This window comes from Arthrobacter sp. 35W, assembly GCF_000482545.1.
Classification (GTDB): Bacteria; Actinomycetota; Actinomycetes; order Actinomycetales; family Micrococcaceae; genus Specibacter.
This window is the reverse complement of record NZ_KI519455.1, coordinates 1,416,503-1,432,807: the sequence shown is the minus strand read 5'-3', so window position 1 is coordinate 1,432,807 and position 16,305 is coordinate 1,416,503. Positions and strand designations below refer to the sequence as shown.

At 65.5% G+C, this 16,305-nt stretch carries 10 protein-coding genes; 2 read left to right on the top strand and 8 right to left on the bottom strand.

Features of this window, described 5'->3' with window-relative positions; genetic code table 11:
* Positions 1-107 precede the first annotated feature (107 nt).
* Complete coding sequence (locus K254_RS24155; RefSeq protein WP_231391906.1) at positions 108-1,199, top strand: LacI family DNA-binding transcriptional regulator; 1,092 nt, start codon at positions 108-110, stop codon at positions 1,197-1,199.
* 82 nt (positions 1,200-1,281) lie between these two features.
* Here K254_RS24155 and K254_RS0118565 read toward each other — a convergent pair whose 3' ends face one another.
* The 3 genes from K254_RS0118565 to K254_RS0118555 form a co-directional block, all read right to left on the bottom strand.
* Entirely contained in the window at positions 1,282-2,190 is a 909-nt protein-coding gene (locus tag K254_RS0118565) for a carbohydrate ABC transporter permease (RefSeq protein ID WP_026556027.1), read from the bottom strand.
* Positions 2,187-3,164, bottom strand: a complete 978-nt coding sequence (locus K254_RS0118560) for a carbohydrate ABC transporter permease (RefSeq protein WP_026556614.1) — start codon at positions 3,162-3,164, stop codon at positions 2,187-2,189. The genes K254_RS0118565 and K254_RS0118560 overlap by 4 nt, the downstream gene beginning before the upstream one ends.
* Before the next feature lie 71 nt (positions 3,165-3,235).
* Positions 3,236-4,552: an ABC transporter substrate-binding protein gene (locus K254_RS0118555; RefSeq protein ID WP_051389387.1), complete on the bottom strand. Its 1,317-nt coding sequence runs from the start codon at positions 4,550-4,552 to the stop codon at positions 3,236-3,238.
* A gap of 437 nt (positions 4,553-4,989) precedes the next feature.
* Here K254_RS0118555 and K254_RS0118550 point away from each other — a divergent pair, with 437 nt between their 5' ends.
* Positions 4,990-8,004 (top strand): beta-galactosidase, encoded by a 3,015-nt coding sequence (locus K254_RS0118550; protein ID WP_026556612.1) that lies wholly within the window; start codon positions 4,990-4,992, stop codon positions 8,002-8,004.
* A gap of 58 nt (positions 8,005-8,062) precedes the next feature.
* Here K254_RS0118550 and K254_RS25020 read toward each other — a convergent pair whose 3' ends face one another.
* From K254_RS25020 to K254_RS25015, 5 genes are all read right to left on the bottom strand, one after another.
* Positions 8,063-11,353 carry a DUF1349 domain-containing protein gene (locus tag K254_RS25020; protein ID WP_081710243.1) on the bottom strand — a complete coding sequence of 1,097 codons (3,291 nt, stop codon included), beginning with the start codon at positions 11,351-11,353 and terminating at the stop codon, positions 8,063-8,065.
* A 68-nt stretch (positions 11,354-11,421) separates the two neighbouring features.
* Positions 11,422-11,709 carry a hypothetical protein gene (locus tag K254_RS0118540; RefSeq protein WP_026556611.1) on the bottom strand — a complete coding sequence of 96 codons (288 nt, stop codon included), beginning with the start codon at positions 11,707-11,709 and terminating at the stop codon, positions 11,422-11,424.
* Positions 11,706-12,791 carry a WxL protein peptidoglycan domain-containing protein gene (locus K254_RS0118535; RefSeq protein WP_051389385.1) on the bottom strand — a complete coding sequence of 362 codons (1,086 nt, stop codon included), beginning with the start codon at positions 12,789-12,791 and terminating at the stop codon, positions 11,706-11,708. The genes K254_RS0118540 and K254_RS0118535 overlap by 4 nt, the downstream gene beginning before the upstream one ends.
* 23 nt (positions 12,792-12,814) lie before the next feature.
* A complete protein-coding gene (locus K254_RS0118530; RefSeq protein ID WP_026556609.1) occupies positions 12,815-13,447 on the bottom strand; it encodes a hypothetical protein in 633 nt (210 codons plus the stop codon).
* Positions 13,448-13,565: 118 nt separating this feature from the next.
* Positions 13,566-16,304: a family 43 glycosylhydrolase gene (locus K254_RS25015; RefSeq protein WP_051389384.1), complete on the bottom strand. Its 2,739-nt coding sequence runs from the start codon at positions 16,302-16,304 to the stop codon at positions 13,566-13,568.
* Position 16,305: the final 1 nt, after the last annotated feature.

The following is a 16,305-nucleotide window of genomic DNA, read 5'->3' as shown; positions in this document are numbered from 1 at the left end:
GCCGGGCCGTAGGTTTCCCACCGGCGCAGACCTCGTTGTCATGGGAATTTCGTTTCATTGTTTGATGTTTACGCAAACATCTCTGAAAACAACAGTAGCATGTTTAGGTGAACATACAAGGGGAAGCCACGAAGAAGCCGGTCCACAAAACGGGGGAAAACACCCCCGGAAATCCGGCGGCCGCGGCCCCCCGCGCGTCCCGAGGTCCGTCCATCGCCGACGTCGCACGGGAAGCCGGCGTCTCGGCCCAGACGGTGTCGCGGGTGTCCAACGGCCTGACAAATGTCGAGGAGTCCACCAAAAAGCGCGTCGTGGAGGCCATGAAACGGCTCGGCTACCGGCCCAACAGGGCGGCCCGGGCGCTGAAGAGCGGCCGGTTCAAGTCCATCGGCGTCATCATGTTTTCGCTGACAAGCTTCGGCAATATGCGCACCCTGGATGCGATCGCCACGGCCGCCGCCCAGGCCGGCTATTCCGTCACGCTCATTCCCCTCGAAGGCCCCACCCCGGGCATGGTCACCGGGGCGTACGACAGGCTGCGGGAGCAGGAAGTCGACGGCGTCATCATCATTTTTGAGGCCCATCTGCTCGACCAGGCCGACATCACCGTCCCTGAAGACCTCCCCGCCGTGGTGATCGATTCCGCCCCGAAGTCCGGCTACACGATGGTCGACACCGACCAGGCCGAAGGCGCCCGGCTTGCCACCAGCCACCTGCTCGGCCTGGGGCACACCAACGTCTGGCACATCGGCGGCCCGACGACGTCGTTCTCCGCCAAGCACCGCGAGGCATCGTGGCGGGCAACCCTTCACGACGCCGGAATCGAGGCACCCCCCGTAATGAACGGTGACTGGTCGACGGATTCCGGCTACCAGATCGGCCGCGAGCTCGCCCGCAATCCGGACGTGCACGCCATCTTCGCCGCCAATGACCAGATGGCGCTGGGGGCCATGCGGGCCCTGCACGAATTGGGCCGCGCCATTCCAGCGGATGTCAGCATTGTCGGGTTCGACGATCTCGACGAGTCCACGTCCTTCTGGCCACCGTTGACCACCATCCACCAGGACTTCCAGACGGTGGGGCGTCTGAGCATCGAGCACCTGCTTCAGAAGATTGCCGGCCAGAGCCCGGCCAACGATGCCACCACCGTGGGCACGCATCTGGTGGTCCGCAAGAGCACCGCCGCGCCCGCCCACTAGGCACACGCCCAACAGCAAAGGCTGCGGCCACGGGGTGGAGCCCGTGGCCGCAGCCTTTGCTGTGTTGGACGGTAGTGCGGGCTTAGCCTTTGCTGGAGCCCAGGGTCAGTCCGGCCACGAAGTGGCGTTGGAGCGCGATGTACACGATCAGGGTCGGGATGACGGTGATCGTGGCGCCGGCGGCGAGGAGGTTGTAGTTGGAGAGGAAGGTGCCCTGGAGGTTGTTGATGGCGGTGGTGACCGGGAGCCTGTCGCCGGATTGGATGAACAGCAGCGGCCAGAAGTAGTCGTTGTAGATGAAGATGACCTGCAGGGTGGCCATCGCGGCCAGGGCGGGCCGACACAGGGGCAGGATGATCGACCAGTACTGGCGCCAGAGCCCGGCCCCGTCGACCAGGGCCGCCTCGGTCAGGTCCGGGGAGAGGGCCTTCATGTAGTTGGAGAGCACGAAGGTGCAGAACCCGATCTGGAAGGCGGTGTTGGCCAGGATGACCGAGAGGTAGGTGTTGAGCAGGTTGCCGGAGTCGGAGAACCAGTAGGGGACCTGGAGGAGTTTGAACATTTCAAACAACGGGGTCGCCAGCACCTGCGGGGGCAGCAGGTTGCCGGCGGTGAACATGATCAGCAGGGTGATGTTGAACTTCCAGGACACCCGGCTGACGGCGAAGGCCATCATGGAGGAGAACAGCAGGACCAGGATGATCGTGGGGATGGTGATGATCAGGGAGTTGCCGAAGTAGCGCAGGAACCCGCCCTGGGTCCAGGCGGTGGCGAAGTTGTCGAAGTTGAAGGCCCCGCCGAGGCTGAAGTACCCGTATTTGTCGGTGTCGGCCTTGGGGCGCAGCGCGGTGAACAGGGCCCAGCCCAGGGGCACCATCCACATCACGGCCATGACGGTGAGGAAGATGTGGGTGCCGTAGTGGCGTTTGCCGGCGCCCCTGGTGCCGGGCAGGGCGGTGCGGGGGCGCAGGATCGAGGGTGTGCTGGTCATGATTTGCTTTCCTTCCCAAAGGTGCGGGACAGGTAGATGATGATCGGCACCAGGGAGACCACCAGCAGGATCACGGCGAAGGCGGAGCCGATGCCGATGGACTGGCCCTCTCCGACGAGGTAGGTGATGACCAGGGCGCTGATGAGTTCGAGCCCGTTGGTGCCCTTGTTGATGACCCAGACGACGTCGAAGGCGCGCAGGGACTCGATGATGGTGATGACGATGATGACGATGTTCACCGGGCGCATGGCGGGGAAGACGATCTGGAAGAACGTTTGCACGGCGTTGGCGCCGTCCAGGGAGGCGGCCTCGCGCAGGGACCCGTCGACACCCTTCAGCCCGGCCAGGTACAGGATCATGACGTAGCCGGCGTGGCGCCAGGTTGCCGCGATCAGCGCGGCCCAGATGTTCACGCTGGGGTCTCCGAACCAGTCCACGGCTTGGGGTGTGCCGGCGGTGCCCAGGACGAAGTTCAGCAGGCCGTTGTCCTTTTGGTAGAACAGCTGCCAGATGATGCCGACCAGGGCCAGGGAGAGCATGACGGGGACGAAGAAGATGCTTTGGTAGATCTTCGAGCCGCGGATGTTCTGGTCCAGCAGCACGGCCAGCAAAAGGCCCAGCGGGGTGGCGACGACGGCCAGAAAGAGCAGCCAGAGGATGTTGTGCTGCACGGCGGGCCAGAACGCGGGGCTGTCGTTGAAGACGTATTGGTAGTTCGCCAGGCCCGCGGCGCGGATGTTCTCCAGCGACAGGCCGTTCCAGCGGGTGAAGGACAAGATGATGGAGAGCAGGGTGGGGATCCAGACCAGGACCAGCTGGATCAGGGTCGGGGCCCCGACCATGACGGCCAGGACGATCTTGTCCGTGCGGGAGAGGCGTTTGATGCGGCGGTTCTTGGGCATTCCCCGCCGGCCGGCCGGCGGCGCGGGTGGCGCCGCCTGGTGGTCCGACCGCACATCGGTGGTGGAGCTCATGGGACGTTCTCCTAGATTGGTTCAAAAGCCGGGGGGCGGGGCCGGGCTCGGCCCCGCCCCCCGGCGGTGTGCTACTGGGCGGCGTAGAGCGCCTTGGCCTGTGCTTCGAGGTTCTTGATGTCGATGGTGCCGTCCTTGACGAAGCCCTGCAGGGCCGGGATCATCACGTTCGTGGCCATCGCGGGCAGGGCGTCGCGGTCGAAGAACTGGCTGATGCTCTTGGCGTTGGCGATCACGTCCGCGCACTTCTTGTTCAGCGGGGAGAACTTGGAGGTGTCCGCACCCTTGACGGTGGCAATGTTGGAGGGGTCCACGGCGGCGTAGGCGTCCTGGCCCTCGGCGGAGCCCATGAAGGCCATAAAGTCGCGGGCGCCCTGGTTGGTGCCGCCCTTTTTGGACAGCAGCAGCCCGTCGATCGGGGCCTCGACGGCGTCCTGGCCCTCGACGGCGATCTCGGGGAACGGGAAGAAGTCGATGTCGGCCAGCACGGCGGGGTCGGTGAACTGCTGGGTGACGAAGGAGCCCAGCAGGTACATGCCGGATTTCTTCGCGCCCAGGGAGATGGCCGCGTCCTGCCAGGTCATGCCCAGGGCGGCGGGGTTCTGGAAGGGCAGCAGCGCCTTCCAGGTGTCAAAGATCGCGGCGACCTTGGGCTGGTCCCAGGATTCCTTGTGGGCGGTGAGGTCCATGTGGAACTGGTAGCCGTTCAGGCGCATGTTGATGTAGTCGAAGGTGCCCATCGCCGGCCAGCCGTCCTTGTCGGCGAACTCGATCGGGACCAGGCCGTCGGACTTCATCTTCGCGGCCAGGGTGGTGAGCGCATCGAAGGTGGTGGGGACCTCGTAGCCCTTTTCGGCCCACAGGCTCTTGCGGTAGAAGAAGCCCCAGGGGTAGTTGTAGTTGGGGACGAAGTACATCTTCCCGTCGGGGCCGGTGGAGGCCTTCTTCATCGCGGGGGAGAAGTTCCCGCCGATCTTTTCCCAGACGTCATCGATCGGGGCGAGCTGGCCCTGGGCGGCGTAGTACTGCATGCGGTAGCCGGAGAACCAGGTGAACGCGTCGTCGGGGCTGCCCTGGAGGTAGGTGGCGATCTTGTTCTGGAAGTCGTTGTGCGGGACCACGTTGGTGGCCACGGTGATGCCGGACTTCTTGGTGAACGCGTCGGTGACGGCCTTGTAGGCGGCCTTGGGGACGTCGTCGGAGGACCCGGACCCAAACGACAGGCTCGTTGCCGTGGAGCCGGCCGCCGGAGCGGATCCACCCGTGCACGCGGTCAGCAGCGGAATGCCAGCCAGTCCAACGGCACCAAGGCCCATGGTCTTTAGAAAGGTCCGCCGCCCCGTGCCGGCGCCATCGATCGTCGGGAACGGACCGAGATTTGTTGCCATGACTACTCCTTCATTGTGTGCTTCTGTGTGCATCGTCGCCCACCTGCGTCAACGGAATTCCCGGAAACCGGAGAGCCTCCAGCCTGCCGCGTGGGTGACAGGAAGTCTTTTGTGTTCTTGCGTGTCAAAACTGGTGGAGCCTCAATGTTCACGTAAACATTGAACCTTCTGAAGTTTACGTAAACATTGTGATCTTGGCAATAGAAGTCCTGCCGTTCCCGAAACATGTCGAACGCCAGGTGGGGGTTGACTTTCGCCCCGAGTTGGCGGACATTTGCAGCCAGCGTGTTTAGGTAAACATGCCAACTTTTGCTGCACGCCCAATGCAGAGCTGCAGGGCGCACGCGGCATCCATTCCTCCCCCAACTACTGAGACGTGAGCAACGATGCACTCAAATCCAGCGGGCCAAACGCGCCCACCCAAAGCCGGGCCCGGCATGACCCGGCGGCATGTCCTGCGGCTGTTTGGCGCCGGTTCGGCCGTCGTCGTGCTGTCCGCCGGCCAGCAGGCCCTGGCCCCCACGAGTGCGTTCGCAGCCACCGACGCCACACCGCCCCGTGGACCGGCAACGGCAACCAACGCCAACAGCCGCGCCGTGGTGGACGTATACGGCGGGCAGACCAGCGATGGCGCCCAGATCATCCAATGGTCATCCTCCGGCAGTGACAACCAGAAGTGGGTCTTCACCCTGGCGGCGGACGGCTGGGCCACCATCACGTCCCGCAGTTCAGGCAAGGTGCTCGACCTCCTCGGCGGGGCCACCGCAAACGGAACGCGCGTCGTGCAGTGGACGGCCTCCGGAGCGGCCAGCCAGCAGTGGCGCATCGAAGCCGCGGACGGCGGCTACGCCACCATCCGGAACCGGGCCAGTGGGACGTTGCTGACGGTGGCCGACAATTCGACGTGGAACGGCGCCTGGATAGTGGTCAGCGCCGACACCGGCCACGCCAGCCAACGCTGGGAGTTGCAGGGACCCCCCGGTTCCGAAGTGCCCTTCACCCTGGACACCTCGAACCGTGAGAACCGCACCGACGATCCCATCCCCAATGCCGGCGGCGTAGCGGGCGGAGTGGCCTATGGCGTGACGCGCAATGGCTTCTCCCGCGATGGCAAGCCGTGGTTCCCCGTCAGCGGTGAATTCCACTACGTCCGCTCGCCCGAAGCCACGTGGGAACGCGAGCTGGGAAAGCTCCGGGCCGCAGGTGTCACGATTGTGGCGACCTATGTCTTCTGGAGCCAGCACGAAACCTCCGAGGGCACGTGGGACTTCTCCGGCCGGAGGAACCTCCGCGCCTTCGTCCAGGCCGCACAAAGGCAGGGGCTGCAGCTGTGGCTGAGGCCCGGCCCGTACATCAATGCAGAGACCACCAACGGCGGGATCCCCTCCTTTGCCCTGAACGGCTCCCGGAGCAATGATGCGGGGTATCTGGCCAAGGCGGACGTCTATCTGGCGAAGATTGCCGAACAGCTGTCCGGCCTCTGGGCCAAGGACGGCGGCCCCATTGTCGGCATCCAGCTGGAGAACGAGTTCGCCTCGGGGGATGCCGCACACATTACGCGGCTGAGGCAGATGTGCGAGAGCCATGGGTTGCTGGCACCGTTCTACACTGTGACGGCAAACTCGCACTTCGAGAAGAACACCGCCATCCCGCTGCAGGGCTCCTACAGCTACCGTGGATGGGAATCCCAGGGCGGCACCGGAGCCGTTTCGGGCTACGTCTTTGGCACCGACGAGTGGACGGCAAACACGGACATCGGCGGCACCTACTACAACACCCTGGACTACCCCCGCGGCTATTGTGAGCTCGGCACCGGCAGCCCCATGCGGGGCAACACCCGCTTCCGGGTGGAGGCCAAGTACGTGGTGGGCCAGGCGTATGACAGCGTCGGCCGCGGCTCGAACTATCTGGGCTACTACATGTTCCACGGCGGTACGCAGATCCCCGGCCAGTCGGACAGCTGGCCGCTGACCTATGACTTCCAAGCTCCCATTGGCGAGTTCGGCCAAACCCGGGAATCCTATGCCCAGTACCGCCGCCTGCACACTTTCCTGCAGACAAGCGCCGACGAGCTCGTCAAGACCAGGTTCTCCCGGGATCCGGGCCAGGTCCTTGACCCGACGGTCACTTGGCGCCCCCGGTTCATCGGCCGCTTCGATGGCGCTGGCCGAGGCTTCATTTTCGTCAACAACACCCAGCGCAACGTCGCCATGGTCCCCCAGACTGGGCTGCAGATCCGCATCACCACCCCCACGGAAACCATCCCGTTCCCCGAGGCCCCTCTGACCATGCCGGTTGACCGGTACAACTTCTTCCCGTTCAAAACAGACCTCAACGGCGTCGACCTTCGCTGGGCAACCGTCGAGCCGCTGGCGAAGCTCGACGGCGGCGACCTGCCCACCTGGGTCTACTGGGCCCCGGACTGGACCAGCCGGACGCTGGCCTTCGGCAGCACTGTCGTCGTCGACGACGAGACCGGCACCACCGGTCGCGACGTGGTGGGCAGCGAACTGCTCGTCCGCCTGCCCGGCGGCCAGCGCAGCTCCCTCATTGTCCGTGGCAGCAGCGGACTGCCGGCCGCACGGATTGTGGTGCTCACCGAGCAGGAGTCGCTCAACGCCGCCGTCGTCGATGTCGATGGCAGGGCCCGGCTCGTTGTTGCCTCCGGCGGCAAGCTGGCGGGTGTGAAGCCGACGCTGCGGTTCGCAGGCCCCGCCGGCGGCACGGTATCCGTCGAGATGCTGCCCACGGCCGGGCTGCGCCCGCCGTCGGGGTGGGCCCCGGTCTCCACCTCGGGCCTGTTTGCGCAGTACCGGGTGGACCTCCCTGCCGCAGGAGCGGCGCCCACCATCACCCCGGAGAGCGGCAACCGATGGCGGATCACCAGCGACCCGGCGTCGTTGGCCGGCCTCGCCGCGGCCCGCATCGTGCTGGACTACCGGGGCGGCAGCGCATTCCTGATCGGAGCAGGCACCACTATCACCAACGATTTCTACCACGGTGAACGGTGGACGGTCGATTTGAACCGCCTGGACGCCGGGGCCCGTGCCGATCTGGTGGTGCAGATCGATGGGTGGGACAACGGAATCTCCGGGGTGGACAAGCCCGCAGGGGCCATGCCGGCGCTGCCGGGCTGGGACTGGCAGCCGATCCGCGAGGCCGAGTGGGCCGCTGGTGTCCTGGAGCCGGCGGTGGCCACCAAGTGCGTGGCCGGCAAGGTGTATGTGAGCGTGGCCGTGCGCAACGCCGGCGACAGGGCCATCGACATCGAGGTCCAGACACCGATCGGATCCAAGTCCTTTGCCGCCGTCCAGCCCGGCAAGTCCGCATCGGCTGCGTTCAACAGCCGCGTGGCTGCCCTGGCCACCGGGCAGATCACGGTGGTCGGCAAGGCAGCCGGTGCCGTACTGCACTCCTCGGCCCACAGCTACGAGGCAACCACCTGCAGCTAAAACGGCACAAAGGAAGGGCGGCCAACCAGAAGATGGTTGGCCGCCCTTCCTGTTTAATCTAGCTGCAGGATGTCCCGGCATACGGGGTCTGCGCCTGGACCGATACGGGGGCACCGGCCACGGTGGCCGTCAGCGCCACTGCGACCATGCCTGCCGGCACCGATTTCTCACGGGTCGTAAAGGCCTGCACGGCGTTCTTGCCCGCCCCCACCCCGGCAAACGACTTCGCTCCGTAGGCCGAGGTGAACACCACAGACACCGGAACAGCCTCGTTGTTCGCCGCCTGGACGGTCACCAGCACCTTCCCGGCCACACACCGCGTTGCCGCCGTGAGTGCCACATTCAGGGTCGACGCCGGCTGCATCGTGTTGACCACGACGCCGGGCTGCAGGGACACGATGGTCCACCGGTAGGTCTGGCTGTCGCCATTGGCACCTACGGTGCGGGCCTCAACCACATTTGCCCCCGCCGCCAGCGGAACAACGACGGCGCCGCCCGGGCCGGCGGCGAGGGCGCGGCCATTGAGCGTCAACCGGACCGAGGTGCCGGGATCGGCGGCCGGCAGCAGCCCCGACACCGAGGTGGTGCCGGCGGGTGTCGTTGCCACCCAGGCGCGGGTGGCCACGGGGTTGCCGAAGTCCACGCCGTTCCAGGCAGCGGTGCCCAGTGCTGCCGACAGTTGGATGGGCGGCGGGACCGTGTCGAAGAAGGGTACCGCCGACCCGTCCACTGCCAATCCGCTGAACACGAAGGATGTTCCCTGGGTGGTCGATCCGTCCGCCATGACGCCGGCCCGGGACGGCGCACCGGCGACGGCGGCATTGGTAATGGTGCCGATGGTGGTGAAGTCGGTGCCGTTGGTTGAATAGCTGCCGGTGAAGCTGCTGCCCTGGCGGGCCAGCTTCAGCCACACGTCGGTACCGCTGGGTGCGGCAATCTTGGTGTTCTCATTGGGCGATCCGTTGGATTCGGTCACGACGGCGAGCACGGGGCTGCCGTTGGCGTGCTTGCGCTGCAGTGCCACGTAGTTGTCATCGTTGAGGTAGATGACCAACCCGGCCTCCTCGTAGGAGGATTTGGTCGCGCCGCTGAGCTTGGCCACCACGGTGGCCGGTGCGGCCGCGCCAGCGTTGCGCAGCAGAATGTTCTCCGCACCGTTCTGGGTAGCCCAGAGCCCGGTGCTTCCCGCGGAAAGGCGGACGGCATCCAGGGCAACGGGTGCCCACGTGGCGCGGTTCTCGCGGATCCAGCCCAGCCCATTGGCCAGCGGTGTCACCGGCGCGGCCACAGGGGCATCCTGGTTGACAGCGAATGGGTCGGTACCCGTGATCTCGGAGGCAGCCATGCCGTTGGTATTGACCCGCACGTTGAAGCCGGGAGCATAGCTGTTGCCGGAGAGCTGCACGCGAGCGCTGGCCTTCAGGGCATACAGCGGCGTGGAGGATGTCCGTGCGGGGTCCGGGGCGGTGGTGGGGCCGTACCAGCCGATGTGGTTGCCCGTGATGGTGACGTCCGAGACCGAGCTGGCGTTCAGCAGCTGTGTGCCGGGCAGCAAATTGAACCGGTTGTCCTCGAGGTGGATGCCGCGGTGCACCGTGCGGCCCGCCTCGGTGGAGGTGTTGGTCGGTTCCACGAACACCACCGGGCTGCTGGTGGCCGGCCGGTCAAAGATGTTCTCCCGGATGGTGAGGTCTTGGACGGCGCCGGATTCGTACCAGCCGCGGGCATCGCCGGAGACGTAGATGCTGGCCATCGACATCTGGTCGAAGAGGTTCTTTTCGATGAGCACCGGCTTGGGCGTGGTGACCAGGATTCCCCGGGTGGGCACCGAGACGAAGCTGTTCCCGGCGATGTGGACCTCGGGGGTGTAGGTGAGGTTTTCCGCTACGAAGGAGTCCGCTTGGATGGCCTCGGGGGCCCGGTCCAGGGTGACTGTCATCTGGGTCAGGCTGGTGTTGTGGTCGTAGCCCGTCGGACCGCTGACGGCCGTCACGGCATAGGACGTGCCCGCGGCGGGGAGCATGGTGGCGCGGTTGACGAACTGCAAGGTGTTGCCGGCGTAGAACTGCGGGAACCCGGCGGTCTCATTGTGCATGTACTCGAGCGTGACCCGCTTGTTGGCGACGTCCACGTTCTTCACCTGGACGTAGGTTCCGTGCACATTGATCGGATCATCGTGCGGGTTGTCGAAGAGACTGTTCAGGATCTGGACCTTCCCGGCCACCGAGGACATCTGCAGATAGTCCGCGAAGCCCGAGGTCTGCCGCCAGGTGCCGTCCTGGCTGCGGAAGCGCACGCCGTCGACGGTGACGTTTGTCGACATCTGGGCCACCACGCCGAATCCATGCAGATAGCCCAGTCCGAGGTTCTTCAGGTCCGTGTTCGTGCTCTCGAAGGCCAGGACGGCGGGGTGGTCCCTGACGCTGTTGCGCATCTCGTACACATCGCCCCGCCCGCCGGGATCAGTGCTGCCGCTGTAGGAGACCCGAAGCCGGTTCCCGCCCAGTTCGGCCACGCCTGTGGAGTAGTTCCAGATCGGCGCGGCGGAGCGGACCGTCTCCCCCGAGGCGAGGTGGCGCACCTGGTTCCAGCCATTGCCTGCGGAGTTCGGCCCGAAGGTCCAGTACGGGTTGCCGGTGTACGGGCTGGTTTCGCCAACGAACGTCGCCGTGCTGCCATTGAGCTGATAGCCGGTGCCAGGCGGAACCTGGATGTCGCGGAAGGGGACGCCGTCCTTCACGCCCGCGTCCAGGACCGTCAGGTCGACGGTGGCCGGCGCGACCCAGTCCGTCGTGAAATTCGTGAAGCTCACGTTCTCTGAGCGGATCGAGGCGAACTGCGTCTGGGCGCCGTGGAAGGCGAACTGTGAACCCTGCCCGTCCACCACCACATCGGACATGTCCTCGATGAGGATGGCGATGTTCTTCATCCGGTACGCACTGTCGGCCCCGGTCGTGTTCGAGACGTAGAGCTCGCGCTTCTCGGTCTTCTCCGGGTAGATCTGGTACGTGCCGCGGGGGAAGACGATCGTCGTCGGGCCACCGGCGTCGCGGGCATGGTCAACCGCCTTGGCGATCGCCTCGGCGGAATCCGCCTGCCCTGTCGGGTCGGCGCCAAACGCTGTGACGTCGACAATGGTGCGCGCGGCGGCGTGCTGGGCCGACGTCGAAGCGTCGGCCTGGATCGGTGTTCCGGATCCGTATCCCGCCGTCGCGGGTGTGGGCAGCGGACCGGCGTCTGCGTGGGCCGGGGCCGGGAGGGCAATGCAGGTGGCCATGAGTGCGGCAACTGCCACAGCCATGACGGCGGACGTGATGTCCGACCTTCGGTACGACGACATCATTGTCATGGGGCACTTTCTCTAAAGAGTGGTGCGTGGATGGCGGGTGGGTAGAGCGGTAAGAGGCGGGCCGCCCGTCAATTGGAGCGGCCGCGCCGTTGTGCAGAGATCCTCACGTAGATGCCGCCACCGATCGCGGCGGTGCCTGCCAGCAGTGCGCCGCGCAGATCGGCGCCCGTCGCCGCAAGTTCCGGCCCAGGGCATCCACGGCCGCCCCCGCATTCCGGGGCCGGCGCCGGGACCGGGGCAATGCGGACATGGAGTACGACGTCGGAGGGGTCGGGTTCCGAGGCCAGTGCGGGCGACGCGAAGCAGGCTGCTGCCAACCCCAGCAGGGCAGCGGCCACCACCGTGGAGACCCTCACACAACCTCCTGCTGGAGCTCTGCCTCACGGCGCCCGGTTTCGCGCGCTTCGGCCACCAGGCGGGCCAGCTCTTTGGACCGGCGGCGGCGTCCCCAGAAGATGCCGAAAACCACCAGGGCCAGGGCAAGGAGAACAATCATTTGCGGCCACGGGATGGCCCAGATGGCGACGTCCCGGACGATCGGATCGAGGTCATTGACCGAGCCGTCCAGGGCCGTCACGCCTTGGGCAACGGTCACCGGCACCGAGACGATGCCCAGCGGCCACACACCACCCTCGTGGAGCTGGATGGTGCGCCGGTCCCCGGGCAGCAGCTCGATGGGCCGGGCCGCCTCGGTTCCGTCGCTGGGGGCGCGCACGCCGTTGAACATGGCGGAGGCGTCAACTGTCAGCCGGACGTTTCCGCTGTTCACAAGGTCCACAGCAATGGTGGCGGATCCGGGCTGGAATGGGTTCCAGGTCCCGTCGTAGCCACCCGCTGCCTGCACCTCGAGGCGCGGCTGGACCTCCCCTGCCACCCGGGTCATGACGCGGAAGCCGATCCGGCTCTCCACACCCACCCGGGCACCGTCCGGGGCGCCCTCCGAGAAGATCGAAGCTGCGATGCCCGCCGCATGGTCGCCGGGTGTCGCATTCGCCGGCACCGTGACGGTGAAAGGCACCACTGCTGTGCCACCTGCCGCCACGGTGACGGTCTTGTCCATGGAGATCCAGGTGCCGGAATCCACGGATTTCTTGTCCGAGGGGAGCATGTTGAAACGCCCCGTCGGCGTCAGATATCCGTCAGCGGCCGTCAGGGCAAACGTGACTTCCCGGTTGCCGAGGTTCCGCACCGCGAACCGGTCGCTGGCGCCAGCGCCGGGATCGAGCTTCAGTTCAACCCATGACCTCCCGTCCGGCGCCGTCTCATTGGATGGGCCCACGGCCCAGGTAATGGGGTCTCCACCCGCATCGCCGCTGGTGGCGGAGGCTGCGGGGATGCCGGCAAGGCCGGCCGCCACGATTGCGAACAGCACCAGGATGCCGATGGCGATCCGGTGCAAGAGGGTGGGGTGGACGTGTGCCCGGGAGGTGGTTTCCATGGGTGGTGGCAATTCCTGGTTGGTTATTCGAACAGCGAGAGGGTCAGCGTGGAGGTGTAGTCGCCCGCGGCGACGGTCACAGGGACGCGAAGGAACAGGTCCGCGGTGACCGTCCACTGCCGCTCGGAGGCAATGGCACCAGAATCGATGGCCAGCGCGAGCAGCTCCTGGTCAACCAGGCCAGAGGTGATGGGAGCGGAGTCCATCACCGTGTCCACCCGCTCGCCCTCGACAACCTGGCCCGACTCTCCGCCGCTGAGGATCCTCGGTGCCCAGCCCAGGTGGGAGGCGCTGATGGCAGGCTGGCCGGCGTCGCCGGTGAAATCGGTGGCGGTTCCCAGCACGTACCAGCCCGCCCCGGCGGGGATGTCCCCCGGGTCCCGGGTGTCCGTGACGGTGACGGTCGGCAGCGTGCTGTTGAATTGGCGCATCGTGGCCGTCGAGCCCTCCTCACCGAGGGTCGTGGTCCCCGGCGTGGTGCCCGAAACGGTCATGGCCAACGCCTCGCCGACAGGCAATGCAGTGATGCCAACACTGACATCCACATCCTTGTCGCCGTGGTTCTCTTCGGCCATTGCCATGCCGGCAACGCCAAGCAGCAGCGCCGTGCCCACGGCCACTGTCGAGGCGCGTGCGGCAAATCCAATTCTGTTCATCAGGAAAATCCTTTGCAGAAGCCCGGCCGTCGGCCGCACTGAACGGGTGGAGCAATCAAGGTGGAACGTTGAAGGAGCCTGGTGGTGGCCCGCGGTGGAGCGGGCCACCACCATGGATTTAGTTGCAGGATGTTGCGGGGAACGCAGCATCCTTGGACACAGTGGCCGGCTGGCCATTCACGGTGCCGGTCGCCTGGACCGCCACGACACCGGCCGGGATGGTGGCAGCCCGGGTCGCAAAGGCCTGCACCGCATTCTTACCGGGTTTGACCTCGGCGAACGACTTCGTTCCGTAACCTGACGTGAAGTTGAGCTGGACGGGCACCGCCGCATTGTTGGTCGCCTGGACCGTCACCATGACCTTGTCAGCCACACACTTGGCACTGGCCACCACGGAGACGTCCAGCTGTGGCGCCGCGGGGACCGGGTTGGCGATCATCAGCCAGCTCAGCTGCACATTCGTCCCCCTCGTGGGGCTGAGGGCAAACGAGAGCTTGCCATCGGCACCCACCGTGACGTTCTGGTAGGCAGCGGACTGGTAGTCCCCGCTGTAGTCATGGTCGGCCTCGACCACGGAACCGTTGACAGCCACCTTGGCGCCGCGGTCATCCCACTGGGCCCACGGATCGTAGTAGCCGGCATAGACCGTGTAGGTGCCCGGTGCCAGATCGTTGAAACGGTAGGTCAGATCGCGCCCACCGGTGGCATAGCGCAGCGTCGTGAACAGGTCGCCGTCGGCAGTGCCTTCAACGCCGCTGCCCCCACTTTCATAGCCCCAGGTCTTCCCCGTTGCCGGGTCAACCCCGTACGGCTGGTCTGCGGTGCTGTTGAGCACCGGGCCCGACGCCGACCCGGCTGCCATCAGCGCTGTCCAGTCCGCCGTCGCCTTTCCACCGGCGTTCACCGCATAGCGGACGCCCACCGGCACCACCGGGATGGCGCGGGTGAAGGTCCGGCCGCCGAAACCGGGAAGCGTGCCGGTGGCCGTGATGATGCCGGGAGCGCTGGTGTTTCCGCTGACCTGCCACTGCACAGCCTGGGTGCTGCTCTGGCCGTTCTGCGTGACAGTCACAGTGCTGACGTTGAAGGCCGAGCCGACGGTGAGGCTTGCGGGGATGCCGGACACGTCCCAGACGGCATGGTCGTCGAGGTCTTCAAGTTTCCATTCATCCTTGAGAACCACGGAAAAATCATCGCCTCCCTCCGCCATGTCCAGTGGAAGCCACACCATCTGCGCGTTGGCCAGGTCCGTTCCGCCATTCCAGCGGTCACCCATGTAGATGTACTTTCCTTTTTCACGGTCCACAGGAATCACGGATGTGGGCTGCGTGTCCCAAGCGTTGTGCTGTGCCCAACCCGGGAAGGGGTCTCCCAGGGCAGTCCAGTCACCAAGAATATTGGTTGTCGTTGCATACTGTGTGGGATTGGGGGTCCAATCCCTGGTGCCCGACGTGAGGAGGAAGTAGCGATCGCCATGGCGGAACATCGCCGGGGCTTCCCGGGACCATCCGACGAATATGCGCTTGTAGTCAACACCTTCGACAGCAGACTCTGGTGGAGCCGAAAGGTAGGTGTAGTCGGCATTCAGCTTGGAAATGAACATCGTCTGGTTCTCTTCACTGGAGTAGATGATGTATCCAGTACCGTCATCGTCCACGAAGAGATTCATGTCCCGCGCCATACCGGGGTTGTTGGGTGCGTGGTTCGTGGGATCCGAGGGGTCGGCGTGATGCAGCGGGTAACTGTCGATGTAGCGGAACGGCCCAAAGGGCGAATCGGAAATTGCCACGCCGCCGCGGGCCTTTGCATAGATCGCATTTGATGTCTCGGAGGGGCCGGAGGAATGGAACCACATCACCCATTTTCCGGTGGCCTCATTGTGAATCACCTTGGGACGCCACATGGTGGCCGCGGGCATCTGAGGATCCGTGCGGGTAGTTACCAGATCCCGATATATCGCGGCTCGCTGCTCCTGGCTGTAATTCCCGTAGAGCGCGGTGAAATACGGATCCGTGTCGATCTGCTCTCGCGACGACAGAGCCCTGAGGGCGACGCCTTCGTCTTTCCAGTTGTACAGATCGTAGGAACTATACCCGTGCACACCAGGGGAGTCGCTGTAGCCGAAGGTGTGGTCCTCCCCGTACAGGTAGTAGATCGTCCGTCCCGATTCGTCTTTCGATGTGACAACCTGGCCTCCGTGGGCCTGGATCACCTTTCCATTGTTGTCCCGCCAGTCCTGGCCGTTCCTGAAGCTGTCATAGTCCTCACCCTCGCTTGCCTTCCGCAGGGTGAACGCCTGGTTCGCCCCTCCGTTGAAGGTCCACAGGCCAATCCAGGCCCCGGACTGCGTGGATTGGTTTGAAACATCAAGTACCCGATTGCGTCCGGCGTTGCGGATGCTGAACGAGGTTCCGTCCGTAGAGTTGAACAGCCACTGGGCCAAAGCATCCGCGGCTGCCTCCTCATCGGTGATCGTGCGCAGGACCGTCCCGTTGGCATCGGCTGCCAAGACACGGCCATCGGCGAGCCTGAGGACAAAGCGGTCATTCGTGGTGCCGGCCTCATCGGCGATGAGGGTGGTCCTCCAGACCTGCGTGGGCGCGGCGACGTTGTCACCAAGGATTGTCGCCGGGGAGCCGGTGGACGCCGTCACGGCCCTGCCGCTTTGAACACCAACGAAACTGTACGATTGTCCATCCTGGACCCCGGGTGCCTCGGCGGCCACCGTTGGTGCTGCCGTGCCGGTTCCGGCATTGACAACGACAGGGGCAGCCATCGCCATGCCGGCGATGCCGAAGGACAATGCTGTAGCCGCGGCAATGGCCGACCACCTCGCGGCGAAAGCGATTCTGTACATC